The sequence below is a fragment of the Kitasatospora sp. NPDC008050 genome (assembly GCF_042957465.1).
Taxonomy (GTDB): Bacteria; Actinomycetota; Actinomycetes; order Streptomycetales; family Streptomycetaceae; genus Kitasatospora.
The window spans coordinates 87,614-113,404 of sequence record NZ_JBIBIJ010000022.1; the positions used below are offsets into that span (position 1 = coordinate 87,614).

Annotated in this window: 20 protein-coding genes; 10 read left to right on the top strand and 10 right to left on the bottom strand. The window is 69.3% G+C overall.

The annotated features are described in order from the left end of the window. Positions 1-228: 228 nt before the first annotated feature. Complete coding sequence (locus ACFZB9_RS32000) at positions 229-1,053, bottom strand: DUF4231 domain-containing protein (protein ID WP_391453042.1); 825 nt, start codon at positions 1,051-1,053, stop codon at positions 229-231. Between the two features lie 662 nt (positions 1,054-1,715). Here ACFZB9_RS32000 and ACFZB9_RS32005 point away from each other — a divergent pair. The 5 genes from ACFZB9_RS32005 (at position 1,716) to ACFZB9_RS32025 (ending at position 7,532) form a co-directional block, all read left to right on the top strand. Continuing rightward, the gene (locus ACFZB9_RS32005) at positions 1,716-3,026 is read left to right on the top strand and encodes a multiprotein-bridging factor 1 family protein (protein ID WP_391453044.1); all 1,311 of its coding nucleotides are present in this window, start codon (positions 1,716-1,718) and stop codon (positions 3,024-3,026) included. A gap of 353 nt (positions 3,027-3,379) precedes the next feature. Continuing rightward, entirely contained in the window at positions 3,380-4,120 is a 741-nt protein-coding gene (locus ACFZB9_RS32010) for a hypothetical protein (RefSeq protein ID WP_391453046.1), read from the top strand. 3 nt (positions 4,121-4,123) lie between these two features. Beyond that, complete coding sequence (locus ACFZB9_RS32015) at positions 4,124-5,434, top strand: UDP-N-acetylglucosamine 1-carboxyvinyltransferase (protein ID WP_391453048.1); 1,311 nt, start codon at positions 4,124-4,126, stop codon at positions 5,432-5,434. After that, a complete protein-coding gene (locus tag ACFZB9_RS32020; RefSeq protein ID WP_391453049.1) occupies positions 5,431-6,465 on the top strand; it encodes a serine hydrolase domain-containing protein in 1,035 nt (344 codons plus the stop codon). The genes ACFZB9_RS32015 and ACFZB9_RS32020 overlap by 4 nt, the downstream gene beginning before the upstream one ends. 11 nt (positions 6,466-6,476) lie before the next feature. Beyond that, entirely contained in the window at positions 6,477-7,532 is a 1,056-nt protein-coding gene (locus ACFZB9_RS32025) for a UDP-N-acetylmuramate dehydrogenase (protein WP_391453051.1), read from the top strand. A gap of 93 nt (positions 7,533-7,625) precedes the next feature. On the opposite strand, the gene ACFZB9_RS32030 is transcribed toward ACFZB9_RS32025, so the two are convergent. The 4 genes from ACFZB9_RS32030 to ACFZB9_RS32045 all read right to left on the bottom strand — a co-directional run bounded on the left by ACFZB9_RS32030 (position 7,626) and on the right by ACFZB9_RS32045 (position 13,213). Next, positions 7,626-9,356, bottom strand: coding sequence for a relaxase/mobilization nuclease domain-containing protein (locus tag ACFZB9_RS32030; protein WP_391453053.1), 1,731 nt, complete (start codon positions 9,354-9,356; stop codon positions 7,626-7,628). Beyond that, complete coding sequence (locus ACFZB9_RS32035; protein ID WP_391453055.1) at positions 9,346-10,152, bottom strand: MobC family plasmid mobilization relaxosome protein; 807 nt, start codon at positions 10,150-10,152, stop codon at positions 9,346-9,348. The genes ACFZB9_RS32030 and ACFZB9_RS32035 overlap by 11 nt, the downstream gene beginning before the upstream one ends. Positions 10,153-10,315: 163 nt before the next feature. After that, the gene (locus ACFZB9_RS32040; RefSeq protein WP_391453057.1) at positions 10,316-11,281 is read right to left on the bottom strand and encodes a DUF2637 domain-containing protein; all 966 of its coding nucleotides are present in this window, start codon (positions 11,279-11,281) and stop codon (positions 10,316-10,318) included. A gap of 195 nt (positions 11,282-11,476) precedes the next feature. Continuing rightward, positions 11,477-13,213: a DnaB-like helicase N-terminal domain-containing protein gene (locus ACFZB9_RS32045; RefSeq protein ID WP_391453096.1), complete on the bottom strand. Its 1,737-nt coding sequence runs from the start codon at positions 13,211-13,213 to the stop codon at positions 11,477-11,479. A gap of 359 nt (positions 13,214-13,572) precedes the next feature. Here ACFZB9_RS32045 and ACFZB9_RS32050 point away from each other — a divergent pair, with 359 nt between their 5' ends. From ACFZB9_RS32050 to ACFZB9_RS32060, 3 genes are all read left to right on the top strand, one after another. Then, complete coding sequence (locus ACFZB9_RS32050) at positions 13,573-14,325, top strand: helix-turn-helix domain-containing protein (protein WP_391453058.1); 753 nt, start codon at positions 13,573-13,575, stop codon at positions 14,323-14,325. Positions 14,326-14,527: 202 nt separating this feature from the next. After that, positions 14,528-14,827 carry a helix-turn-helix domain-containing protein gene (locus ACFZB9_RS32055; protein WP_391453059.1) on the top strand — a complete coding sequence of 100 codons (300 nt, stop codon included), beginning with the start codon at positions 14,528-14,530 and terminating at the stop codon, positions 14,825-14,827. A 10-nt stretch (positions 14,828-14,837) separates the two neighbouring features. After that, positions 14,838-16,643 (top strand): tyrosine-type recombinase/integrase, encoded by a 1,806-nt coding sequence (locus ACFZB9_RS32060; RefSeq protein WP_391453061.1) that lies wholly within the window; start codon positions 14,838-14,840, stop codon positions 16,641-16,643. A gap of 93 nt (positions 16,644-16,736) precedes the next feature. Here the strand turns inward: ACFZB9_RS32060 and ACFZB9_RS32065 are convergent, their stop codons facing one another. From ACFZB9_RS32065 to ACFZB9_RS32075, 3 genes are all read right to left on the bottom strand, one after another. Beyond that, positions 16,737-17,534 carry an HNH endonuclease gene (locus ACFZB9_RS32065; protein WP_391453063.1) on the bottom strand — a complete coding sequence of 266 codons (798 nt, stop codon included), beginning with the start codon at positions 17,532-17,534 and terminating at the stop codon, positions 16,737-16,739. Between the two features lie 40 nt (positions 17,535-17,574). Further along, positions 17,575-18,522 (bottom strand): restriction endonuclease, encoded by a 948-nt coding sequence (locus ACFZB9_RS32070; RefSeq protein WP_391453064.1) that lies wholly within the window; start codon positions 18,520-18,522, stop codon positions 17,575-17,577. A gap of 330 nt (positions 18,523-18,852) precedes the next feature. After that, positions 18,853-20,007, bottom strand: coding sequence for a glycosyltransferase (locus tag ACFZB9_RS32075; RefSeq protein ID WP_391453098.1), 1,155 nt, complete (start codon positions 20,005-20,007; stop codon positions 18,853-18,855). A gap of 571 nt (positions 20,008-20,578) precedes the next feature. On the opposite strand from ACFZB9_RS32075, the gene ACFZB9_RS32080 reads away from it, so the two are divergent. After that, on the top strand, positions 20,579-22,768 hold the full coding sequence (locus ACFZB9_RS32080; protein WP_391453066.1) for a hypothetical protein: 2,190 nt from the start codon (positions 20,579-20,581) through the stop codon (positions 22,766-22,768). 69 nt (positions 22,769-22,837) lie between these two features. Continuing rightward, positions 22,838-23,284, top strand: a complete 447-nt coding sequence (locus ACFZB9_RS32085; protein ID WP_391453068.1) for a nitroreductase family deazaflavin-dependent oxidoreductase — start codon at positions 22,838-22,840, stop codon at positions 23,282-23,284. Positions 23,285-23,393: 109 nt separating this feature from the next. Here ACFZB9_RS32085 and ACFZB9_RS32090 read toward each other — a convergent pair whose 3' ends face one another. Together ACFZB9_RS32090 and ACFZB9_RS32095 are read right to left on the bottom strand one after the other, a co-directional pair. Continuing rightward, positions 23,394-23,924 carry a YbhB/YbcL family Raf kinase inhibitor-like protein gene (locus tag ACFZB9_RS32090; protein ID WP_391453100.1) on the bottom strand — a complete coding sequence of 177 codons (531 nt, stop codon included), beginning with the start codon at positions 23,922-23,924 and terminating at the stop codon, positions 23,394-23,396. A gap of 190 nt (positions 23,925-24,114) precedes the next feature. Beyond that, positions 24,115-25,710 (bottom strand): FAD-dependent oxidoreductase, encoded by a 1,596-nt coding sequence (locus ACFZB9_RS32095; protein ID WP_391453069.1) that lies wholly within the window; start codon positions 25,708-25,710, stop codon positions 24,115-24,117. Positions 25,711-25,791 lie beyond the last annotated feature (81 nt).

Sequence of the window (25,791 nt, forward strand, 5' to 3'; positions counted from 1 at the left end):
GAGTCTAGGGTGACTCCTGGGGCCGGCATGCCTACGGCCTTCATCCGAGCCGCGATGTTGTGGACGTACGGGAGCTCAGATGGGGATTGCGCCAGGGCCACTAGGCACCAAGCAGTTGCATACGAAATCGAACCGTGGGCTGTCATCAGGCGGCGCGTGCGCCGATGCTGGATCGGCGCGAGCCATAGCCGCAAATGCTGCCATTTCATAGCCTGCCCCCCGCAGCCATTAGCTGGAACGCTCCTCGCTCGCTGAGCTCGATTGTTCAAGCTGCAGCTCTCGCTTGCGCTGCTCTTCCTTCAGCCGTTCGACGTATCGAGCAAACATCCGCAGTCGATCGTCCTCGGCGAGGGGGGTATTCGGATCGCGTCCAGCGTATTCATCGAGCATGAATTGCGAGGCATTGTAATGCTTCTCAATCTCATCGGAAGTCGATTGCAGGTTGTAGCCACGCTCCCGGAATTTGAAGTATCCGGTCACGCCTGCCGATATTCCCACAAATCCGCTCAGGAAGGCAGTTCCAAACCTTAGCGTGGAACTGTTTCCATCGTTCATGGCGGCGAGCGATGACGTCACGATTGACCCGGTAATGATGATCACCTGGAAGAAATTGTGGACGCGGCGGTTCCTGTTGGCGCTTTTCCGGTACTGATCGATGATCTCCAGCGAGGCTTCACGGTAGATGCGCAGGCCGGATGGGGAGTCCAGCGGGAGCTGGGCTGCGGCGGTCTGGCGATCCTGTAGAGCATTGCGTAGCTCGCCGGACTTGGTGACGACCTTCTTGCGGTTGGTCCACAGGAGCCGGCCCATCGCGGCCCATAGGGCAATGACGATCGCCAGTCCCGCGTACCTGGTGAACAAGGGCTGCGTATTCCAGAGGCCGATGATCACGGTATAGCCCAGCAGGAAGGCCAACGCGATCGCGCCGAGCATGCTCAGCAGGAAGATTCGTTGGAATGTTCGGGCCCCGCGGAGATCGGTCTCTAGCTGGTCAAACTCCTTGACCTTCCTCCGATAGTCTTCCTGAAGACGCTGCTCCTGCTCTGGCGTCAAAGTCGGGCGGTAGTTGGGCGGATTTTGCCCACCCCCGGAAGCACCTGCACCCGCTGCCACAGACCCCCCTGTTGCCTCATTCGATCTATCGGAGGGTAAGGCATGGATCATTGTTGAACAAGGGTGGGTGTGTATGCAGTTGACTTATGCGAAGGATGTTTCGGGAGTTGCTGCTGGGTCGCTGAAGTATTCGAATCGATCTGAGTTCAAGGTGATCTAAATAAGCAAAAGTCCATTTTTGCCGTAATGTTTAGCCGGGATCGGAGAGTGGAACCTGCTGGCGACGGGTGAGACGAGGACATGGACGGCCCCCGATCAGCGAGGTGATGCACGCGTCGCATTGGCCGACGTGGCCCTGATGCGCTTTTCATGGAGCCGATCACGTCGTGCGCGCGGTGGTGGATCGGCGTTTCGATGGCTGCCGAAGGCGGGCTCTCGTCCGGAGTTGGATCGTGAGCGCGAGCGCCACTGCGTGCCAGCTCGGGTGGGCGGGGCGAGAGCGGTGCGGAGTGGGCATGCGGAGCGCTGCTAAGGGATGCTGCTGGGCCGGTCAGCCTGCAGGGCGTCTCTTCTTGGCGGACGCCCTGCGTCTGGGGCACGGCGCTCGGTACCGTTGCTTGCTGTAGTGGAATGATCACGGCCAGCAGGGCGGGGTGGGGGCTATGGCGGAGGGCATCACGTTCGGCGAGTTCATCGCCAAGCTGCGGGGGCGCAAGGGCTGGTACCAGCGGGATCTGGCGGCTGAGGTCGACCGGAGTGAAGAGTGGGTGTCCGGGGTCGAGCGCGATGTGATCCCGGTGCGGAAGGTCGAGATGTTATCCCTGCTCGGCCGGGTGCTCGGCGCGACGCTCGACGAGTTGCTGGCGCACGCGCAACCTGCGGCGGGCGCGTCCAGTTCGCCTCGACGCAAGGCCAGCTCCGCTAGGCTGACGTCCAGTCCGGCTGCCGAGGAGGATGACGACGTGCGACGCCGCGAACTTCTGGCCGCTGCTGCCGCCGCCGTCTTCACGCCGATCGTCGGAGCCCAGGCTGCCCATGCGAGTCCGGCGCCGCTCGCCCCGTTGGAAGACCTGGTGCTGTACGGCACCTCGACCATCCCGGGCCAGCGTGAGCCGAGCACGGAGACTGTCCGCGTGTCCATCATGACCGCACGTCAGGAGTTCCGTGCAGCCCGCTACGACGCCCTAGCCCAGGCTCTACCCGGCTGGATCGCCGCTGCCCAGAGCGTCGGCAGCACTGAGGAATCGGCGCGCGCAGTGGCTGCGCTCTACAACATCGCGGTCCGGCTGTGCATCAAGGTTGGTGACAACGGCCTGGTCGCCATCACCTCCGACCGCGCACTGACCGCTGCCCGCGCCGGCGGCGACGGGCTGGTCACCGCCGAGGCCCAGCGGATGGTCTCCAGTGCATGGCGGCGCCAGGGCCATCTGAGTCGGGCCACTGACATCGCTGTGCGGGCCGCCCATGACCTGCAAGGGGACGACAGTGTCCCGGAGACGGCTCGCCTGGCCGCTCAGGGAGATCTGTACGCCACCGCGGCCTACACCGCCGCGAAGATGGGCGACCGCAACTACGCTCACGCGCTGATCAACGAGGCTGCCGACACCGCCCGAGCCGCCGGCCGGGCTTCCGGGCAGGTCGATGGGATCCAGGGCGTTGCCCTGCACCATCTCTCCGTGCACTACGAACTCGGCGACTCCGGACAGGCGATCGAGCTGGCCCGGACCGTCAACCCAGCCGCGTTGCCGACGGCCGAGCGGCAGGCCCGGTTCTTCACAGACGTCGCCCGCGCCTTCGACCAGTGGGGCAAGCCCGAGCAGGCGTTCCGTGCGCTCCTGGCTGCCGAGCAGGCCGCCCCGCAGGAGATCCAGCGCGGTGCCGTCCGCGACATCGCCACGGGCCTGCTCCGACACGACCGATCCCTGCCTGGGGTACGGGAGTTCGCCACCCGGGCCGGGGTTCAGTTCGGCTGACCCGTAATCGGCTTACGGGCCCGTAAGCGCGCTACGGATCTGATCTTCGCCAGAGCCTTTCACTAGGGACATCAGCCCCCGTCCCTGCTGCCGAAGGCCCCCAATGCCGACGTACAGCTCCTCTGCCCTGCCCGCCGCCGGCCCGCGCCATGCCGCCCAGGACCGCGACCGAGTGGGTGACTTCCTCCTTGTCGCATGGGCCGCTCTCCACGTTGCTGCGGCCTGCCTGCTCGGCCTCACCGTCCATCAGGCCGAGGCCGGCCCCTTGGCGGCTCCCGCTGCCACCACTCCGGACCTGCCCTTCGTCTAGGCCCGGCACCTCTTCACTCGCTCGTCCGAGAGGAGAACCAGTCATGCACGGATTCCCCGAAACAGCCTCTGCGAGCGCCGAGTTGGCGCGCGTCGACTACCGCACAACTCCCGAGTACTACATCGACCCCGAGCAGGTCACCGACCCAGTCGTGCTGCACCTGTTGAGCTGCTGCCCGACTGTGTTCGGTCTCAAGAAGGCGGTGGCCGACCTACTGGCGGGCCGCCTGCACTTCGCACTGCCTGCGCCGGAGGGCGTCATCGAGGCCGGAGCGACGGTCCGCGGCCAGGTCGTGGTGGCGGCCGGGGCCGTCATCGCCGAGGGCGCTTTCGTCACCGGCCCGGTTCTGGTCTGCCCCGGCGCGGTGATCGAGGCGGGCGCCAGAGTGCGCGACAACTGCGTCATCGGGCCCGACTGCCGGATCGGCTTCGGGGCTGAGGTCACCCGCTCCCTGCTGGTCGGCGGAGCGTTCATGAAGCACACCAGCTTCGTCGGTGACTCCGTCCTCGGGCTCGGGGTCAACATCGGGGCGTTCGTCTCCACCACTGGCCTGCGGTGCACGAGTGGCCCGGTCACCGAACCGGCCACCGAGGAAGTCAGCGCCCATCTCGACGGCCACCGCATCGGCACCGGCCAGACCAAGTTCGGCGCCGTGATCGGCGACGGCGTGATCGTCCCGGCTGGCACCGTGCTCCAGCCCGCCACGCTGATCGGCGCGCACACCGTGCTCTACCCCAAGACCCAAGTCGGCGGCTTCTTCCCCGCCGGAAGCCAGGGAAGGTAGCCCGTGAACCAGATCCACCTGCCGACCGCCGACGAGCGGGCCGTGCGCATCACCGGTGGCGTCCCTCTGAGCGGCACCGCGACGGTGCAGGGCAGCAAGAACATCGCCCTGCACCTGTACACCGCAGCGCTCCTGGCCGACGAGCCCCTGACGCTCACCGGTGCCCCCGAGATCCTCGACACCCTGGTCTGCGCGGAGATCCTCAACCACACCGGCACTCCGACCAAAATCATCGGCGACCGGTTCGAGACCACTCCGGCCGCCGCCTGGTACCCCGTCATTCCCGACATCCTCGGCCGCCGGATTCGCACCACTGCGGTGATGGCCGCCGCACTGCTGGCCCGAGCCGGGCAGGTCACCTTCCCCACCCCGGGCGGCGACGCCTTCTGCCGCCGCCACATCGACCGTCACCTCGCGGCCATGGAGGCCGCCGGGGCGAACCTTGAGGTCACCGGTGACCGGGTCAAGGCCCGCATCAACAGCTGGGACCAGGCGCCGTTCACCACCGACGCCGCGACCCGGCAGTGGGGTCCGAGCCTCGGGGCGACGGTCACTGGGTTGCTGCTGGCTGCTCGGATCCGCGGCACCTCCACCATCCTCAACCCGAGCGTCGAGCCCGAGGTGCTGGTAACCGCCTCCGTCCTCGCGGCCGGCGGGGTCGGCATCACCTGGGAGGGCACCACCGCCCTGCATGTCACCGGCACCGACCGCATCACCGGCGGCACGTTCCAGGTGCCGGCCGACCGGCTGGAGGCCGCCACCCTCGCGCTCGCCGCCGCGATCACCGGCGGCACCGTGCACCTCACCGACTTCCCGCCCAGCGAGTTCCCCCTCGGCCTGTTGGCCGCCTTCGCCGACGCCGGGATCGAACTGACCCTCGTGAACAGCGGGACGCTGGTCCGGTGCCCGAACGGACGCCGCGCGGTACAGATCGCCACCGGCCCCCACCCCGGCTTCCCGACCGACGTGCAGCCCCAGTTCACAGCCTTCCTTACTCAGGCCGACGGCACCTCCCGGATCGAGGAGCGGATCTACACCGAGCGCGACACCCACGTCGGCCCGCTGCGGGCGTTCGGCGCCGCCGTCAACACCGACCGGGCGGTGATTACCGTCCGAGGGCAGTCTCCGCTGATCGCTGCTGACGTGGCGGGCGAGGACATCCGGGCGGTGACCGCGATGCTGATCGCCGCTCTGGCGGCCGAAGGCACCTCTACGATCCGAGGCATGTACCACCTGCGGCGCGGATATGGCAGCCTGCTGCCGAAGTTGGCCGCCCTGGGTGCCAAGCTGACGATCGACCAGGAGAAGCTGTGACCACCTCGCCGTGGAACCCGAACGCGCTCGCCGAACTCCAGGACTGCCTGGACCTGATGACTGCCGACGGCTCCGTGCCCGGCGGTGTCGTGGCCTACGGCACCTGTGCCAGTGAGCCCAGCCACCTGGTCTCCGGCGTCGTCGCCCCCGAGTGCGGCGACGCCCGGCCGGGCCCTGACACCGTGTACGACGTGGCGTCGCTGACCAAGGTGCTTGCCACCTGGCCGCTGATCGGTCGCCTCGACGGGCTCGACCTGGACGCCCCGGTTCGTACGGCGCTGCCCCGCCTGCCCGCCGAGGCCCCGGGCGGTCGGGCGACAGTGCGGCAGATCCTCTCCCACACTTCCGGTCTGCGGGCCGACACCCGCCTCGACCAGTACCGGAACACCGGAACCGACCTCGCCGAGCTGATCTGCGGCGAGGATCTGATCGCCGAGCCCGGCGCCGGACACCGGTACATCAACCGCGGCTTCATCCTTGCTGGCCTCCTGCTGGCCGAGGCCACGGGCAGGCGCCTGGATGAACTCGCCGCCGAGCTGTGGCAGAGCCTCGGCATGACCGGCACTACCTACGGACCACTCGCCCGCTCACCCCACGTCGCGCCGACCGAGCAGCGCTTCCCCGGAGCACCGCGCCTGTGGGGCCTGCCCCACGACGACAACGCTGCCCTGCTCGGCGGCGTCGCAGGCCACGCCGGTGTGTTCTCCACTCCGGCCGACCTCGCCGCCTATGCGGGCGCGCTCCTGCGAGAGCACCGCGAGGGGTCGCCGCTCGGCCACTGGCTGGCCCAGAGCATGGTTCCTCAGAGTGTGATCGAACCCGGCCTGGACCGGGGCCTGGCCTGGATCCTGGCCGACGGCGGCCGAGTCGCCTACCACCACGGCTTCACCGGCACCAGCCTCTACCTGTCCCCGGTAACCGGCCGCTACCTGGCCATCTGCACCAACGCGGTCTACCACCACCAGGACAACCGCGCCCGCCTCGCCCCGCTGCGAGCCGTCGCCCTGAAGGCGATCACCGACGAACCCTAGGAGGTCCCGCCGTGGCCCAGCCCACGCTCGCGTCTCTGACCACCCTTCGGCTCGGCGGCCCAGTCGAGCGCCTGCTGACGATCTCCGACCCCGTCGCCTGGCCCGAAGCCGTCAGGGCGGTCGGGCAGCGGGACGAGGCCGCCCCCGTGGTGGTGCTCGGCCACGGCAGCAACGTCATCGCCGCCGACGCCGGGCACCCCGGGACCGTTGTCGTGATGAACACCCGGGGCATCACGGCCACGCAGGTCGACCAGGAAACGGTGGCCGTCACCGTGCAGGCCGGCCACCCGCTCACCGACTTCGTCGCCTGGGCCGCCGCCGAGTATCTGGCTGGGATCGAATGCCTGGCCGGGATACCCGGCACCACCGGCGCCGCCCCCGTCCAGAACGCTGGAGCTTACGGCCAGCAGGTCTCCGACACCCTTGACCACGTCACCGCCTGGGACTGGGATAAAGGTCGCCTGCGGACCCTGCCCGCCGAAGCCTGCCGCCTTCGCCACCGCGACAGCCGCTTCAAGGCGGAGCCTGGGCGGTGGACCGTCCTGACCGCCGCGTTCCACCTCACCCGCTCGTCAGCCGCCCCGGTCACCTACCAGCCGCTCGCGGACGAACTCGGCGTCCGGGTCGGCGCCCGGCCCCCGGTGGCGAAGGTGGCCGCAGCCGTCCTCGCCAACCGGTACCGCCGCGGACTTCTTCTCGACCGCCATGGCCCCGACGCCCGCCAGGTCGGCTCGGTCTTCCTCAACCCGCCGGTCACCGCCTCCCAGGCCGTCCGCTGGTCGGCCGACGGCTGCCCGGTCCACACCGACAGCGACGGACAACTCAGGGCCAGCGCGGGCTGGCTGCTGGAACACGTGGGCTGCCTGCCCGGTCACCAAGTCGCTGAGGGTGTGCGCTGCTCGGATCGTCGGACGCTCACCCTCACCGTCCACGGCGAAGCCACCGCCGCAGGCTTCCGCGACGCGCTCACTGCGCTCGGCGAGCGCGTCAGGGAGGAGACCGGTGTTGTCCTCCGGCCTGAGCCGGTAGCAGTCGGTGCCTGGCCGGTGGTCCAGCCCCGGCCCTGAATTGCGGCGGGTACAGCAGCCCGTGCGACGACCGGTGGCCCCACCTCTGACGGTCAGAGGCGGGGCCACCGTAGTTGCGACCTCGGTGGGCTGCTACCTGCGTGTTCGGCGGCTCTCGCGGGTCGGGTCCGCCTGGCGGTGGGCGGGCTGAGCGGGGCTGGTGGTGGGCCTGGAGGCCGTTGTGGCCGTGCGGGCGAGGGCAGCCTGTTGGCGTCGGTCGGGCAGTGCGGTGAGGCGCCAGTTGAGGACTTCGGCGGGGTGGTCGGCCGTGTCGAGTTCCCGTTGGGAGGCGGCTTCGGCGAGGACGTGGCGGGGTCGGCGACCGGCGCTCTCGGTCATGGCGAGGGTGGTGGCCAGGGCCGGCCAGGCGGGGTCGGCGAGGATCCGTTCGGCATGGTCGGGGACGGCGGCCCGGACGTCGGCGGCGAAGCGGTCGGTGGCCTGTGGGCTGGGGGTGCGTTTGGTGAGGTCGGCGAGGACAGGTTCGGCGGTGTGCCGGTAGGCAGCGCGCAGGTGTGTGAGGCTCTGCTGCGCGGCGGCGGCCTGCTGCTGGTGGCCACGTGTGTCGTGCCAGCGGGCGATCGCGACGAGGACGAACAGCGCGGTGGACAGCAGGGCTGCGGCTGCGGCCCCGTCCTTGCCGGAGCCGGCGGTGTAGAGGATGTCCTTCGCGGCCGAGCGCAGGGCTGCGGCCTGCTGGTGTTCGGCGCGGACGGCGGAGCGGTTGGCGCGGTTGAACGCTGTTGCGGCGGCTTGCAGTTTGGCACGTGCCTCGGCGGGTGCAGCGCTGGCGGCGTTGTGGAGGAGTTCGCCGAACGCGGCGGCCTGGGCCTGGACGACGGCGTCTTGGTCCTGTCCGCCGGCTTCGTCCTGTTGGTCGAGGTTGGCGTGCAGGCTCTGCAGGACGGTGTCGGCCTGCTGCCATGGGTTGGGCCTGGTGCGGGCGGCGGGCTGCTCGGTGGGTTGTTGGGCGGCGAGGCGTTCGCGCAGGCGGTTGATGGACAGGTCGGGGGAGAGCTTGGAGCCGCCGAAGTAGATGGGCTCGCCTTGGGCGTTGGTGTCGCCGGGAGCGGCGAGGCTGTAGCCGATGACGTCGCCGGTCTGCGGGCCCAGCCGGTGGCGGACCTTGATTCCGAGGGCGGTGAGGACGGTGAAGTACTCGGTCTCGTCCCGGGCGGCGGCCGCGGCGGCCTGGGCCTGATCGTGCAGCCACTCCTTCGAGGTGAGGGCGTGGCCGGCGCGCTGGGCCTTGGCCTGCTCGGCGCTGGTGGGCATCGGGGCTGCGGTGCCGTCACCGGAGTTGAGCCGGCGCAGGCCGAGCTCCTTCTCGATCGCGCGGCACTCCTTCTGCGCTCGTTCGCCGTCGCGGTGATTGCGGGGGCGGCGGCCGTCCTCGCGGACGGTGGTGGCGACGATGTGGATGTGGTCGTCGGCGTGGCGGACGGCGATCCACCGGCAGGCGGCATCGTCGCCGTCGGGTGCGATGCCGCTGGCGTGGACGATCCGGCGGGCGACTTCGGCCCACTCCTCGTCGGTGAGGTAGCGGTCGCCGGGTGCGGTGCGGACGGGGCAGTGCCACACATGCTGCGGCACCTTCTTGCCGACGCGCTGTTCGCGGACGTGGACGGGTTGGTCGAGGTAGTCGGCGAGTTCGGTGAGCACGGTGTGGTGCTGGTCGAGTGCTGTGCGGCCGGGGTCGGGGATGCCGGGCATGGCGAAGGCGGCGACGATGTGCGGGTCGTGGTGTTCTTCGCGCCGACCAGGGCCGTAGAGGTAGGAGAGCAATCCGCGGGTGCGAGATCCGGTGGAGACGTCAGGCACCATGGCGGGCACCCGAGATGACGTGTTCGAAGGCGTGGCGGGCGGCGCGGACGCACGAGTCGACCTCGTCGAGGACTGCCTCGGCGATGTCGGGCAGCTCGCCCATATTCACCTGGCGGGCTATCTGGTTGAGGTTCACCCCGACGCGGTTCATCTCGCGCAGGAACCTGCCCGTCAGCTGCAGTAGTTCGCCGGTCGCCTGCGGGGATGGCAGAGGTGGGATGGTGCTGGGGCGCTCAGCGGCGACATACGCGTGGGCGAAGGTCAGAGAGCAGTCCATGAGGTAGGCAGAGCGGGAGCGCTTGGCGGCCTTGGCAGCCTTGTCGATGAACTCCCGCTCGGCTTCCTCCGCCGAGCACGTGAGTTGGAGGTCGCGCTTGGTGCCGCTGCGAGGACGGTAGAGGATCTCGCTCAGCGGCCGGCTCACGGTGGTGGGCAGGGCGGGGACGTCGAGGGCGGCGACGCCGTGGTGGACGAACTCGGTGGGCGTGACGGTCGGCTCTGCGCGCAGGACGACAACGGCGGTGTGGGCGCTGTCGGGTGTCTCCTCCTGGTCGTGGCCACCCTCGGGCACGACCTCCTGGCCCGGTGCCCCCTGGTGCCCGTCCCGCCCCGCCACCCCTGGGGCGGGCTCAAGCGCAAAGTCCGCGTCGCCAACGGCGATGTGGACTTTGCCCCAGCTTGCTCCGTCGTTGTTCTGCTGCTGGTCGGGCCTGGTGAACGCCTGCCATGCCCGCGCGAACATGCCGATGCGTGCCTCGTCCGGTGCGTCGGGGTCGACCGGGTGGTGCTTGCTCACGAGCATTCTCTCCTACGAGGTCGGGCGCGGGGAATCGGCCAGGGCCTTGACCAGGTTGCGGGGCAACGGAGTTGGGTCCTGCCGGATTGTCCGGACGGCTGGTGTTTTGGCCGAGCCGGAGAAGCGGGGGTAATGAGCCGTAGGTGGTGCGCGGCTGCTGGGCTCAGCTGAGTGCGAGTTGTCCGTCGGCCTGGTGAGCGGTGTCCTGCTCGGCGCGGAGTGCATCCATGACGGCGGTGAGGCGATCGCTGGATACGGACAGGCTCCTGGCGCGGATGGCGTCGGCGACCACGCTGCGGCTGAGGCGACCGGCTTGGGTCCACGCCTGGCGGCCGATGGTCAGCAGTGCGTTCATCGTGGCGGCTGGCGGTCGGCCTACGGGCCTGCCCTCGCCGGCCTCCCCGGAACCCCTTCCGGGCGGGCTGTGGTCAGCAGGTTCCTCGCGGTCGGCGGTCAGAGCGCCGGGGCCTTCCGGGCGCTCGGCGAGCTGGTCATCCGCGTCCGCTTCAGTCAGCGAACGGCGGCTGCTGGCGGTACTGCCGGCTTCGGTCGGCCGGTGGTGCTGTCCGCTGTCAGAAGCGGGCATTTCGTGCAGGTCGACATCGGTGCCGGTGACCGTGGTCATGTCGGGGGTGTTGTGGCGACTGGTGATGATGCCGAGGTGGACGGCTCCGGCAAGGGCGAGTGGGGCGATCATGGACAGGATGCCGACTGCAGTGTCGCCGAGGTGGAGGCGGTCGATCGTGTCGAGGGCCTGCTGGTTGAGGCGGACGGCGTGCAGGATGTTGGCCCAGACGCTGGCGGTGGTGGAGGACAGGAACAGCGCCCACACGTAGGCGCGGGCGGCCAGCGGAGCGGTGCGCAGAATGAGCAGGGCGCGGACGCTGTAGGCGATGAACCCGTCGATGATCAGCGGGTACACGTAGGTGAGCGCGCCTCGGACGTGGATCGCCTGGGCGGTCTGGCGCAGGGCGTCGTAGGAGAGGGCGAAGCCGGTGAGGGCGAGCAGGCCGATCGCGGCGTAGTCCCAGCGGTTCACGCGGCTGAGGTGTGGGCTGGAGCTGGTGGCGGTGACCATGGGTTTCGGTTCTCCCTGAAAGGCGGCTTGGAGGGGCACCGGCGTGCTCACGGTGCCGGGCTGTGGCCGGTTGCGGCGGGGATCTGGGCTGGTGACGCGAGGGGCTGGCGGCCCGGTAGCCGGTGCGGCGGCGAGGTCCGTTGATGCAGCGTCTGCGGAGGGGCGTTTACGCGAGCCCCCTTCTAAAGGGGGGCCCGCGCGTGAACGCTTGGCCGCGTGAACGGCGTAAACGGTCGCGTGAACGCTCTACCTGCGGTTTTGCTGCGGGGCGTGAGGCGCGAGAACGGTTTGAGGGACGGCGACAGCGTCAGGGGTGAGTGAACGGACGCGTGAACGCTCTGCCCTCGGCGACGTTGCCCCTGCTGCTGCCCGCTGAGTGCCGACGCGGCTGGTCGCGGCGGCAACGCGGGCGGCCTGTGCGGGGTCCGCAGGCGGTGCGGTCTCGAACTGCGGCGGTGCTGGTGCGGGAGCGAGCGGGATGACGGGCTGCTCGGCCGTGGCCGGTGGCGCGCTGGGCTCGATGTGTCGTGCGGAGGGCAGGTAGCGGGTTTCCTTCCCGCCGCCCCTGCCTCCGGCGGCGCCATCGACCTTGACAGCCAGTCCCGCCTTGACGAGGTCCTCCAGCCGTCGCCGGGCCTTCTGCACGGGGCCGGCCTCCGGCTTGTTGTCTCCCGACATGGCGACTGCCAGCCGCTTGGCGGTCAGGCCGTCGATGGAGGCGCGGAGAAGCTCGGAGATATCGATGGTCTCCTCGACGGTGCTGGTGCCTGCTTGATGGTCGTGGATGACGGTCAGCGGTCCGATCTCGCCGGTGACGGTCTTGAGGTGGTGGAGGGTGACGGCTGGGTCGCCGGCCTCACCGGCGAGGAAGATGACGCTGCCCGCGCCGGAGGTCAGCCAGGTCGAGCCGTAGACGCGGTCGAGGGTAGGACGCTGGCCGCGTGGGGCGTCGGCGGTGGCCTTGCGCTGGTGGTGCAGCTCCATGATCTGGACGCCTTCGCGCAGGGCCCGGCTGCGGGCGTTGTGGAAGGCGACGGCGAGGGCGTCGTCGACCAGCGTGCTGACGGCGTCCTTGAGGCTGTCGATGACGATGGTGTCGGCGCGGTGGAAGGCTGCCAGCTCGGCGAGGAGGTCGGGCCTCTTGTCGAGGCTGGCCGCCAGAGGTCCCTGCCAGACGACGAGGCGCTCGCGGAGCTGCTTCTCGTGCTCTGGCCTGATCAAGCGGGCCATCGCGCGGGCGATCTGCTTGGGCCGGTCCATCGCCAGGTAGAGCACGCGCTCGCCCTCGGTGACGGGCATGCCGAGCGCTTGGGTCCCGAGGCCGATGCGGGCGAGGACCACCTGGTGGGCGATGGTGGTCTTGCCGACGCCCGGGGGGCCGACGATCATCAGGCTCTCGCCGTCCGCCCATGCCGTCTTCTCGCGGGTGCCCCATAGGGGCTCCTTCTCCGCGCCCGTGGTGGTGACGAAGTCCCAGCCGTCGACGCTGTAGCGCGAGAAGGCGCTGGTGCCGGAGGCGAGTTTGCGCTCGTGCGCGGCGCGGAGTTCCGCCTCGACCGCGGTGCGGATGTCCTCCGGATCGGCGCCGGGGGTGCAGGCGGCCACTGCGGTGCGGATCCCGCTCGCCTGCAGGGTCCGCAGTTCCTTCAGACGGAGGACGATGCCTGCGTAGTACTCGGCGTTGCCGGTGGCCGGGAGAGCGGCACTGACCAGCGTGTGCAGGTAGTGCGCGCCGCCGACGCGGCCGAGTTCACCGCTGCTTCGCAGGTGGTCGGTCAGGCCGATGGTGTCGCTCGGCGCGTCACTGGCCCGCTGGGCGAGGATCGCCCGCCAGACGGTCTCGTGCGCGGGTCGGAAGAAGTCGCCCGGTTCGAGGACGGCCCGCACGGCGTCGACCGCGTCCGGGTTGAGCATGCAGGAGCCGAGGACGACCTGCTCTGCGCCGATGTCGTTCAGTGGTTCGCCGGTCGCGTCGATGAAGATCTGAGCGGAGCTGCCCGGTGCGGGGCCTTCCGCGTCGAGACTCGACGGTCCTCGCGCCGGACCCGTAGGCTGGGACATGGATTCCCTCCCGCTGTGCATCAGGCCCTGGCAGGCCGCACAGCGGTTGATCGTCTTGATGGGTGGTCATTTCAGGGAGCCTTCACGGCCCTCGGTGCGCTAACACCGGGGGCCGCTCCCGTTTCAGGAGCCGCGAGGCGGGCGTGTTGGCCCGTGTTCGCTTGCGTTCGCAGAGTGTGCACACATGGTCTGTGCTTCGTCAAGCCATGGGTTGTGATGCAGATACACAAGTCCCGTGCTATTTCTTGCTTAAGTCTGTGACTCCGGGGTATCTTGAGGCCATGACGACCCCCAAGGACTGGCAGGCGGCTGTGACAGGCCGTGTCGCCGAGGCGGTCCGGCGCTTCCGCGAAGAGCGCGGGATGAGTGCGCAGGACGTCGCCGACGCCTGCGCGAAGCTGGGCTACCCGATCGCCCGGAGCGTCATCGCCAACCTGGAGAACGGTCGGCGTTCCAGCGTGGACGTCGCCGAGCTCCTGGTCCTCGCCAAGGTCCTCGACGTTCCCCCCGTCGCGTTGCTCGTCCCGGTGGGCGAGGAGAGCGAGATCGAGGTCCTCCCGGACCAGGTCTACTCCACTGACGACGCGCTCATGTGGGTCACCGGTGAGCTTCCGCTTGACTACGAGCCGCCGGACGACACGGTCGAGGAGCGCTTCGAGGAGGTGCGAAAGCACAGCCAGATGGTCTACGCCTTGCTTAAGTCCATCAGCCGCACGGATGAGCACCGTCGTGGTGCCGCTTTGACGCGCGATCAGGCCACGCGTGAGTTCAATCTCGACCTCGTCGCCCGGTTTGACGACATCATCGGCGATCAGACGCTGGGTCTCCAGGAGTTCAGAGCCCAGATGCGGGAGAAGGGCATCCGGACACCGTCGCTTCCGCCCCCGCTCACCCACCTCGACCTTGTGGAGACCGACGAGGGCTGGGTCCATGTCTCCCAGGCACCCGACGCCCCCGGAGCCAGGCCGGCCAGCCCGGAGGAACTCGAGGCGTTGATGAAGACCCGCCCCCTGAAGCGGCTGGGCGAGAGGTAATCTCACAGCCCGTTCGGCGGACAACCGCCGCCGGAACCGGCCTCGTTCAACCACGCGGTACACGCGACGGACCGCCAGACCCGTCGCTTCTCGCTCCTGGTGTTAGCGCGCCAAGGGCGATTGCAGCCACGCGTAAACGACCACCCATCACACGATCACGCCGCCAGGGGTGCCAGCCCCGTACCAGCGGCGAGGAGTCCCCTTGCCTCAGATCAGCCTGCCCCTTGCCCAGATCGCCCGTCTGCTGGACGTCTCGGAGGAGGACCTCCGGGCGCTGCTCGCCGAGCGGACCGATGTCCCGGGCGATCCCACCCTCGTCGGCCTCACCGTCGCGGAAGCAGCCCGTCGGATCGGCATCGGCCGCACGAAGATGTACGAGTTCGTCGCGTCCGGCGAGATCCGGTCCGTGAAGATCGGTACTCTCCGCCGCATCCCCGCCGAGGCCGTCAGCGACTTCCTCGCCCAGCGCTCCGGCTCCGGCGACCTCGTCGCCGCGGCCTGAGGGGGCGGACATGGCAAACTCCCGTCAGCCCAACGGTGCATCGTCGATCTCCCAGGACAAGGACGGCCGTTGGCACGGCTACGTCACCGTCGGCGTCAAGGACGACGGCCGCCCCGACCGTCGACACGTCACTCGCAAGACCCGCCCCGAGATCACCAAGGCGGTCCGCGAGCTGGAGAAGAAGCGCGACTCCGGCCGGGTGCCGAAGGCAGGCCAGCGGTGGACGCTCCAGCCATGGCTCACCCACTGCGTCGAGAACATCGCTGCCCTTCACGTGGGCGAGAACACGATCGACGGCTACCGCGTCGCCGTGTACCACCACCTCATACCCGGCCTCGGTGCCCACCAGCTGCAGAAGCTGGAGCCGGAGCACCTGGAACTCTTCTACAAGAAGATGCAGGACAACGGCAGTGCGGCCGGCACCGCGAACCAGGTTCACCGCACCGTGCGCACGGCCCTGAACGAGGCCGTGCGGCGGCGCCACCTCACCGACAACCCGGCGACAGTCGCGAAGGCCCCGACCCCGGACGAGGAGGAGGTCGAGCCGTACTCGGTCGAGGAGGTACAGCGACTGCTCGCCGAGGCCGCCAAGCACCGCAACACCGCCCGCTGGGTCATCGCCCTGGCGCTCGGCCTGCGGCAGGGCGAGGTCCTCGGCCTCCAGTGGTCCGACGTCGACTTCGTGGCCAACGTGATCCGGGTCCGGCGCGGCCGACTGCGGCCCCGCTACCAGCACGGCTGCGGCGATCGCTGCGGGCGCAAGCCCGGCTACTGCCCGAAGAAGATCAACATTCGCCGGGAGACGAAGGGCACCAAGTCCCGCGCGGGTAAGCGCCCGATCGGCGTTCCCGACGCGCTGATGAGGCTCCTGCTCCAGCACAAGCGGCAGCAGGACCGCGAGCGCGTCCTCGCCCGGGACCTCTGGGTGGAGAAGGACTACGTGTTCACCTCGCCGACCGGTGAGCCGCTCAATCCGAACACCGACTACCACCGGTGGAAGGACCTGCTGCGGGCGGCGGGGATCCGCGACGGGCGTCTCCACGACGCCCGCCATACGGCGGCCACCGTGCTGTTGATCCTCGGCGTCTCCGACGCGGTGGTCGACGCCATCATGGGCTGGGAGCCCGGCAAGTCTGCCCGGATGCGGCGGCGCTACCAGCACCTCACCACCCCGGTCCTGCAGCAGACCGCCGAGAAGATCGGCGAGTTGCTCTGGCCTGTCGAAGCCGCAGCCGACACGGACACCACCAGCCCCCGGGCCGAGCCGCCGCCGGCTGCCGACTCAGCGGGAACCGACGCGCTCGGCCTGAGCCCTGCTGTCGCCTCTGGCCTACCCGTGGTGTTCGTCGCCTACATCGGCCAGCAGCGGATCCCCTTCCTGCACGCCGAGCACGCCCAATCGCTGGTCGACCGCTGGACCGCCGAGCGGCCGGGCGGTGTCGCCAAGATCGAGGAGTCGGACCGGGAGAAGTGGGAGCATGTGGGGCCGGGCAACCCTCACGGGGTCCAGCAGTACCCCCTCGAGCAGCGGGTCGTGTTCCACGCCTACGCGGTCTTCCGCCCCGACGGGTGCCAGCTGGACCTGACCATGCCTGAGCAGTGGACAGTCTCAGCCTGGGCCTTCGAAGCCGACCTCTACACTGATCGGCCCGCGTCCTGGCGCACAGCTCGCCGGCCGGGCTCGGAGGGACTGGTGGAGGCTCAGGTCCGCGGCACAGACAAGTGCGCCGTCGCTGAGGCGTTCGCTGAGGCACGCGCGCAGGCTGCCGACCGGGCCAAGCACCCCGGCAAGTACGGCGATGCTGACGACTGGTAGTCACGGATCGTTGAGGAACGTTGGCGGAGCCGGAATTGCTGGCTCCGCCAACGTAGGTGCCATGTTACAGCGGGCCTTTTCCAGGGCGATCAGCTAGAGGTTCAGGAAGCACTCTTGAAGAGGGCAAGTATGCGCGAACGAGCTTGGCAAGCAAGTCGCCTTCATGGAGACCTGCTTGATAGGCTCGGCGCCTAAATTCCTGTGCTCGTCATCATCCAGAAACACGTTCGTCCAGCGCGAGTCTTTCTGGAGTGCACCACAGCAGATGCGCCTCGTGCAGACGTTTAGGGAGTACCCCTCCTGAGCGGGCGTAGTCCAAGGGGCGTGTGGATATCCCTTCAGCTCGCGATTGCATTGTTCGAGCCAGTCAAGAACATCCTGCTTGATTTTCGGATTTGTCCGGCAGTCGTAGTGATGCCTGAACCACTCACGCCGACCATGGTCACGGATCTCCCGCTGCGTTTTCTCCACGCGAGTCACGATCCCAGCGAAGACCTCCGGCTTCATGGTTCGCCCTGAGAATGCCTTTGGGAAGCTGTGCCTGAGTTCCATGTCTCGCTTCCACTCCCGGGCAGACCGGCCATTCTTCCACCGGTTACATGAAGCGCAAGCAGGAACGAAGTTCCACCACACATCGGGGCCATCGTCGCCAAAGGGCTGTTCATGGTCTAGGGTGTCGGCGTCTGTCCTGCCGCAATAGACGCACAGCCCTTGGTGTGCTGTCAGCGTCATCAGCTGAATCCACAGGGGATGTTTTCCGCGTTTTCTGCTCGCTTCCGGCACGGCCAGTAGCTCCTCTGAGGTAGTTCTCTGCACTACAGCAGCTGAACTTAGAGGCTCGTACTGACAGTCGGCGGTGAGATGATTGCGCTGCCGCCAGTTGATGGCCAACCATGCGACTGTCGGTCGGCAAGCCAGCGGCACCTGGGCGTCAGTCGGTGTCGGCGAGGATCCGGGCAGCAGACAGGAAGCACTGCCCTGTCTGCCCAGCATGCGCGCGCTTGCGTCTCAACAGGTCCTCGAGCCTGATGCGCTGGTCGAGTACAGCCATGAAGTCGGCGCCGTCCATCGTGATAAACGGCGTGCTGTAGCTGTAGACGGCCAGGGAATCCGAGGTGAAGCCGCTCATGCTGATGTACAGCCCAAGGGTGTTCTTAGCCTTGCGCTCGATGTTGGTCTTGAACACATCGAGCTCTCGGCGGCCGATGCGTTCCTTCCACCACTTCGCTTCAAGCACATAATGGTCCGTCTCGAAGTAGAAGGCCCCGTCTATCTGCTCGTGCTCAAGGTCGTAGGATGCTCGAGGTTCCAGGTCGTACAGGGAAAACAGCTCGTTGATAAAGCCTTCGAAGTCCGTACCACGCTGGTGTGGGTTGGTGGCGGAGTGCATGAGCATGAAGATCTGCTTGAGGCGCTCATGATCGGAAGCGAACAGTCGGTTGCGCTCGGAATCCGCTAGGTGCTTCGCGATGTCGGCCGCGTGTGCTTCCTGCTCTCTGACGGCCTCCCGCTCCTTGCTGGTCCAGCGGCGTAGCTCACCCACGGCGATGGTCGCTCGCGTCACTTGCTCGATGCGGTCTTCCTGTTGCTCCAGGTTCGGAAAGCGATCCATGTTGGCTATGTCGATCATGAGGTGAATCGTCAGGTCGAGATAGCGATGCTCGTTGGCACGTAGGAGGTTGACGACCTGGCCAGACACCTCGCGCTTAGTTGATATCTGGAAGTCGAGGCTCGCCAGCAGTTCGCTGTGGTTCTGCAGCATGCCACGGAGGTAGCGCTCGAAGGGCGGCTTGTTCCAGAAGATGACCGACAGCGCGTCTGCGAGTGCGTTATACGCATTGGGATGGATCGTCTTGCCACGAGCACCGGACTGCTGCACGAGCCGCCTCCTTCGCCGGCCACCCGGACGCGCGGGCGTGCGATGGCCGTTCCCCTACGGTAGTGCGCTGGTGGCTCCAACTTGTTCGACCGCCAGGAGTCGGATCCACAGGGTGGCAGCTTACGCAGCTGGCCAGCCGCCGGGTGGCCGATGCGGTCAACTGCAACCAAAACTGCAACCACGGCACGACGAAGGCCCCGACCGCTGAGCGGTCGGGGCCTTCGTTATGGCTGGTCAGCCATGGCGGAGGATGCGAGATCCGAACTCGTGAGGGGTTGCCCCCAACACGCTTTCCAAGTGTGCCTCCCCTGCCACGAGCCGGCCGGCGCCTCAGCGCGAACGATGCCGCTCGTCTGCGACGACCGACAGCAGGACGTCCACCAGTCGCTCCGCGGCGTCCGGTCGGCCCTGTGCCTGGGCGCGCTGTGCCATGGCTGTGCGGCGGGCCGGGTCTGTCAGGAGGGGGGTGACCGCCTCTCGCAGCATGTCCGGCGTCGGCTGGCCGACGAGGGCGACGGCTGCACCGGCGTCCTGGAGGTGGCGGGCGTTGTGCTCCTGTTCGTTGCCGGCCGAGGTGGCCAGGGGGACCAGCACCGCTGCCCGGCCGAGCGCCGTCAGTTCGGCGATCGTGCCCGCCCCGCTCCGCGAGACCACGACGTCCGCCAGGTCGAGGACGTCCGGCAGTTCGGGACCGACGAACCCCGACACCAGGTAGCGGCCCGCCAGATCGCCGGGCAGTGCGGCGGCGGCCTGGCGCAGGGCTGCCTCGTGGCTCGGTCCGCACTGGTGGATCACGTTGGCCCGCTCCAGCAGCCAGGGCAGGATCCCGCGCACCAGGTCGTTGATCTGCTGGCTTCCCTGAGCACCACCGGTCACGTAGACGGTCGGACGGGCACGGTCGAACGACCACAGGCCCAGCGCCGTGACCGCCTTGTCGGCCTGCCCGGCCAGGACCTCGGGGCGCACCGGATTGCCCGTCACCACCGCGGCCCCGCGCACCGAATCGGCCAGCAGCGGCAGGGTCGACTCGGAGGAGACGGCGATGCGTGTCGCCCGGCGGGCGAGTGAGCGGTTGGCGAGTCCGAGGCGGACCGTCTGCTCGTGGATCACGAGGGGACGGCGACACATCTTCGCGGCCACACCCACCGGAACGGCCACGTAGCCGCCGGTGGCCAGCACCACGTCAGGAGCGAAGCTGTTGATCCGTGACCGGGCCTGGAGGATCCCCAGCGGTACTCGCGCCATGTCCCTGATGTTCGCCGGAGAGAGCATCTTCAGGGGGTTGGCGCTGCGGCGGATCTTGCCCGTCGCGACGGTGGCGAACGCGATTCCCTCGCCGGCCGCGACCCGGGCCTCCAGGCCGTCGGCAGTGCCGACCCACAGGACGTCCAAGGTCCGGCCGACGGCTGCCAGCCGGGCTCGGAGCGTTCGGATGGTGGTGAGCGCGGGATAGGTGTGGCCACCCGTGCCACCACCGGTCACCATCAGCCGCAGGGCCCCGACAGGAGCGACGGCATCGTTGTTCACAGGGGTAACTCCCAATCTGGCCAAGCCACATGCGTCCGGTACCGGAGGGTAGTCGAACGATAGCAGGCCATGATCACGCTCTTTCGATGCTGCTCGCCCCTGGCGGTGTCGCCCGGGCGGCGGGTTCTCGCCATAACCCGCGTGCCGGCCCGCCCGTGCGGCCGGCAGGGCACGTGCCGCGGGCATGCCCGTGACCGCAGCTGACCGGAGCATGACCACCCGGTTGTGGACCTGGCGCATCGGCCGGGTGCGGGGGCCCGGGTGAGGGAATCGGCCAGCGCTTCGGGTGCGGGCCAGTTCGGCCGTCTGTCGGAGGATCGGCCGGTGGGCTAGGTTCATCGCGTTGCCGAGGCAGGGCGGGGGGCCCTGGATCCTGGCACCTTTGCGATGCCCCGTAGCTCGCTCCACTCAGTTCGTTCCAGCTCGTTCCACCCGCACAAGCGCGAGCCGCGCGCGGGCAGACCCGCGTCCGCGGCCGGTCACTTCGAGGTGTGTGCGACGGCGCACGCCTTCCTTCGGGAGGAAACCCATGGCTCTGACACGACGATGGTCGGCCGCGCTGGCCACGGCCGCCCTGCTGGCACTCGGCTCCCCGGCGGTGGCCGCCCACGCGGGCACCGCTCCGGCCGTCCGGACGGACCTGCGCGTCCTGCTGATCGACGACGGCAGCAGCTCGCTGGCGGCTGTCCGCGCCGAACTGGTCAGCGAGGGCGTGCCGTTCACCACGGTGACCCTCTCCGACCCGAACCGCCCGGTGATCAACGCCGCCTACCTCAGCGGCACGCTGCCCGACGGCACGATCGAGGCCAAGTTCGAGTCGGTGGTGCTCCCCACCCTCGGCGCGCTGGGCGCCGGCAGCGCCGAGACCACCGCGCTGACCGGCTACGAGACCTCGTACAACATCCCCGAGGTGGACCTCAACACCTACGCGCAGCCCGCGATCGGCCTGAACTGGGCCCAGGACCCGGGCTACATCGGTGCGTTGGACGGCATGACCGCCAGCACCACCACCGCCGACGCGACCGGGCCCTTCAACTACCTCAAGGGCACCTTCCAGTTCGAGAACAACGACCCCAACGTAGTGGAGAGTTACGGCTATCTGGCGACACCGGGCAGCGCCAACTTCACCCCGGTCCTGACCACGCCGATCCCGGGCACCACCACGCCCGGTGTGCTGGTCGGCCAGTACAACAACGCCGGGCGCCAGCAGTTGGTCTTCACCTTCGCCTTCAACCAGTACCAGGAGCAGTGGCGGGCGCTGGCCCGCGGGGTGGTCGACTGGATGACCGGAGGTGTCCATCTCGGCTTCAGCCGCTTCTACTTCGGCGTCCAGGTCGACAACACCCTGCTCTCCGACAACCGGTGGAGCACCACCTTGAAGTGCACCGCGCAGAGCGCGGGTTGCAACACCGTCGCGGGCAGCCAGGACAACGTCCCGATCCGGATGACCGCCGCCGACGTCGACTACGCCAAGCAGTGGGAGGCGGCCAACAACGTCACCCTGGACCTGGCCTTCGACGGCAGCGGCAGCGACAACGTCACCCCGACCGGCGGCACCGACCCGACCCTGACCGAGTTCGCGGCCAACGCGGCCTCCTTCCGGTTCGTCAACGCCACCTACGGCCAGCCGTTCCTGGGCTGCACCCGCAATGTCGGCGTGGTGCCCTGGGTCTGCCTCAACGACAACACCGGCGCCACCCAGTGGACCAGCCAGGCCGCCATCACCGCGGCGATCCAGGCCAACCTCACCTGGGCCCAGGCCAAGGGCCTGCCGGTCAACCCGAGTGAGCTGGTGACCGACCAGAACTCCGGCCTGGCGCTGGCCCCGCAGCAGGCCCAGGACAACCCGCAGCTGGCGCCGGCGCTCACCGCGCTCGGCGTCACCGCGCTCGCCTCCAACGCCGGCACCGACCCCGCCGGCCACGCGGTCGGCTCGGCGTACACCGTGCCCTCGCACCAGCTCAGCGTCTACGGCAACGCCGCCACCGCCGCCGAGGAGGCCGACGAGTACAACTGGCTCTACACCGCCACCGCGCAGGGCGGCAGTGGCGCCTGCACCGGATCGACCACCTCCACCTGCCTGGCCGCGCCGCTGGACGAGACCACCGGCTACACGAGCACCATCGTGCCGAGCCTGGCGAAGCAGGCGTTCGCCCGGGTGCTCTCCAACGACCCGACCCCGAACGTGGTTTCCCAGTCCGCCCTGGCGGAGGAGCGGATCGGCTACCCGGTGTTCAACCAGGTGCTGGCCGGCTACAACGCCCTGTTCAACGCCAACGCCCCGCTGGTCGACCTGCGCACCGCGGACGTCGCCACCCAGCTGCGCAACGAGGCCGCGTGGAACGCCGCGCTGGCGGCCGGCACGGTGACCGCCTACCGGACCGGCTCGACGGTGACCGTCACGGCCCCCGCCGGGGTCCAGGTGCCGGTGACCGCCCCGTCCACCGCCGTCCAGGTGCTGGCGACCGGTACCGCCCCCGCCGGGACCGCCTACGCCCAGGAGCTGTCCGGCTGGCTCGCCCCCGCCGCGGGCCAGAGCGCGGTGACCATCCAGACCAGCACCACCGCGCCGGCCGCCGAGCCGCAGCTGAAGGCCGCAACCTCGGCCGGTCAGGCGATCGTCGCCCACCCGGCGGTGCCCGCCAGTGTCGCCGTCCCCGTCCCGTTCGGCCCGCAGGACACCACCCGCCTGCAGGCGGCCCGTTCCGCGCGCGGCTGACCCTGCCCGCGGCCCGGCTGGTGAATGATGGGAAGCAGCGGAACCAACCGACGGATGGGACTGAACAGCATGCCTCTCACCGGTGAATACCAGCCGAGCCCGGAGCAGTGGGTGCGCGACCAGGTCGCGTTGTACGAGGGCTCCGGCGGTACCGAGGGAACGACCCTGCGGGGCGTACCCGTTGTGCTGCTCACCAGCCTGGGGGCCAGGAGCGGCAAGATCCGCAAGAACCCGCTGATGCGGGTGGAGCACGACGGGACGTACGCCGTGGTGGCCTCGCAGGGTGGCGCGCCCAAGCACCCCACCTGGTACCACAACCTGGTCGCCCACCGGCAGGTCGAGCTCCAGGACGGCACCGTGCGCCAGGATATGACGGCTCGTGAGATCCAGGGCGCGGAGCGGGAGTTGTGGTGGGCCCGCGCGGTCGAGGTCTGGCCGGACTACGCCGAGTACCAGAAGAAGACCGACCGCGTGATCCCGGTCTTCGTCCTGGAGCCGGCCCCCGGCGCCAAGTAGGACAACCGCAGGCAGTACAGCCGCAGGCAAGTACAACCGCAGGCAGACAACCGTGTGGGGCCCGCCGACAGCGGGCCCCACACGGCGTTCGACTACCGCGCTACGTCGGTCACTCGTTCTCGTACGTGGCCACGACGGTGGCCCGTGCCACGGCCTGGAAGCCGAGGGTCGCGCCGATCGCCGCCGCGGAGGTGTCGCCGTCCAGCCCGAGCTTCTCCTCGCCCACCGCGGTCACCGAGAAGACGTAGCGGTGCGGACCGTGCCCGGCCGGCGGTGCGGCGCCGCCGAAGTTCTTGGTGCCGTAGTCGTTGCGCGCCTGGATCGCACCGGCCGGCAGCCCCGGGAAGTCGCCGCTGCCGGCGCCCGTCGGCAGCGAGGTCACGTCCGCCGGGATGTCGAACAGCACCCAGTGCCACCAGCCGCTGCCGCTGGGCGCGTCGGGGTCGAAGCAGGTGACCGCGAAGCTCTTGGTCTCGGCGGGGAAGCCGGACCAGCTCAGCTGCGGCGACAGGTCGCCGCCGGCCAGCACCTGCGCGTCGGGTAGCACGCCGCCGTCGGTCAGATCGGTACTGGTCAGCGTGAAGCCGGGAACCTGACGCTGGAAGTCGTGCGGAAGCGGTGGCCTGGTCACGTCGGGGATGCCTCCAGTAGCGGGGAACACGTCGCTCCGAGGTTAGACCAACCGGCCTACGACGACGGGCGGCCACCCCGGTTGGGGTGGCCGCCCGTCAGCTGATCAGCTGCGAACCGCCGCTATCGCTCAGCCGTCAGCCGCGGTACCGCTCAGCTGCCGGCCGCCGTACCGCCCAGCCGTCAGCCTGTTGTACGGCTCAGCCGTTGTTCCGCTTGCTCAGGAACTCGGTGACCCGCTCCTGGATCTCCGGGGTGTCCAGCCCGCGCACCGTCATCGTGGTGCGGCGGCGCAGCACGTCGTCCGCGGTGTACGCCCACTCGTTGTCCGCCGCGAAGGCGACCTGCGCCCACACGTCCGGGCCGTCCGCGTGGATCGGCTCGCCCAGCGCGGGGTCCTCGTCGATCATGCGGGCGATCTCGAAGGAGAGCGTGCCGTAGTGGCTGGCCAGGTGCTTGGCCACCAGCGGCTCCATCCGCGAGCCGGGCTCACGGTCGATCAGCAGCCGGTGCGCGACGGCGTTCGGCGCGCCGACGCCCGGCAGCGGAACGGTGGCCGCGATCGGGGAGATGTCCTCGCCGATCCCGGTGCCGCGCACGTGCGAGAGCTTCTCCAGCACGGTCCGGCCGATGTGCCGGTAGGTGGTCCACTTGCCGCCGGCCACCGAGAGCATGCCGCCCTTGCCCTCGGTCACCACGGTCTCGCGCTTGGCGGCGGCGGTGTCGCCGGGGCCGCCGGGCAGCACCCGCAGGCCCGCGAAGGCGTAGGTGACCAGGTCGCGGTCGAGGTGCTCGTCCTTGATCGCGTGGCCGGCCTCGTCCATGATCTGGTTGATGTCGGCGTCGGTGGCCCGCACGTCCTGCGGGTCGCCGGTGTACTCCTCGTCGGTGGTCCCGAGCAGGACGTGGTCCTCCCACGGGATGGCGAAGGAGACGCGGTACTTGTCGATCGGGATGGTCAGCGCGGCGCGCCACGGCGAGCGGCGCTTGACCACCACGTGCGCGCCCTTGGACAGGCGGATCGACGGCGCGGCGCCGGCGTCCTCCATCGCGCGCAGGTGGTCGACCCAGGGGCCGGTGGCGTTGAGCACCAGGCGGGCGTTGACGCCGAACTCGGCGCCGTCCAGCCGGTCCTTCAGGTCGGCGCCGGTGACCCGGCCGCCGGTGAAGCGCAGGCCGGTGACCTCGGCGTGGTTGAGCACCACGGCGCCGGCCTCGACGGCCGCGCGGACGGTCATGACGGCGACCCGCGAGTCGTTCATCTGGTGGTCGCCGTAGACCGCGACCGAGCGCAGGCCCTCGGTCTTCAGTGCCGGCACCTGCTGGGCGGCGTGGGCGGCGGTGGAGACCCGGCCCATGCCGTCGCGGAAGGCGGACAGCGCGGAGTAGAGGAAGACACCGGCGCCGAGCTTGGGGGCGCTGTGCGGGCCGCCCTTGTAGACCGGCACGAAGAAGGTCAGCGGGTTGACCAGGTGCGGGGCCACGTCGGTGGCCAGCGCCCGGCGCTCCTTGTGGTTCTCCGCCACCAGCTTGACCGCGCCGGTCTGCAGGTAGCGCAGACCGCCGTGGACCAGCTTGGAGGAGGCGCTGGAGGTGGCGCCCGCGAAGTCGCCCGCGTCCACCATGGCGACCTTGAGGCCCGCCTGGGAGGCGGTCCAGGCGACGGCCGTGCCGAGGATGCCGCCCCCGATCACCAGCAGGTCGTAGGTGGCCTTGCCCAGCAGCTCACGGGTCTCGGCGCGGGAAGCGGTGCGGCCGGGGGTGCGCTCGGCGCCCAGGGTCGGGATGGTTGCCATGGTGTGTGTTCCGGCTCCGCGGTGCGGGCGGCGCCGGAGTCTCCTCTCACAGTGCGTTTCGACCTCAGCTGAGGCCGGGGA

Excerpts from the sequence above, each read along its gene's own strand:
- ACFZB9_RS32075 (WP_391453098.1), bottom strand. The coding sequence starts at position 20,007 with ATGGTGACCGGTGGTGGCACGGGTGGCCACACCTATCCCGCGCTCACC.
- ACFZB9_RS32030 (WP_391453053.1), bottom strand. The coding sequence starts at position 9,356 with ATGGTGCCTGACGTCTCCACCGGATCTCGCACCCGCGGATTGCTCTCC.
- ACFZB9_RS32085 (WP_391453068.1), top strand. The coding sequence starts at position 22,838 with ATGCCTCTCACCGGTGAATACCAGCCGAGCCCGGAGCAGTGGGTGCGC.
- ACFZB9_RS32005 (WP_391453044.1), top strand. The coding sequence starts at position 1,716 with ATGGCGGAGGGCATCACGTTCGGCGAGTTCATCGCCAAGCTGCGGGGG.
- ACFZB9_RS32010 (WP_391453046.1), top strand. The coding sequence starts at position 3,380 with ATGCACGGATTCCCCGAAACAGCCTCTGCGAGCGCCGAGTTGGCGCGC.
- ACFZB9_RS32080 (WP_391453066.1), top strand. The coding sequence starts at position 20,579 with ATGGCTCTGACACGACGATGGTCGGCCGCGCTGGCCACGGCCGCCCTG.
- ACFZB9_RS32095 (WP_391453069.1), bottom strand. The coding sequence starts at position 25,710 with ATGGCAACCATCCCGACCCTGGGCGCCGAGCGCACCCCCGGCCGCACC.
- ACFZB9_RS32050 (WP_391453058.1), top strand. The coding sequence starts at position 13,573 with ATGACGACCCCCAAGGACTGGCAGGCGGCTGTGACAGGCCGTGTCGCC.
- ACFZB9_RS32060 (WP_391453061.1), top strand. The coding sequence starts at position 14,838 with ATGGCAAACTCCCGTCAGCCCAACGGTGCATCGTCGATCTCCCAGGAC.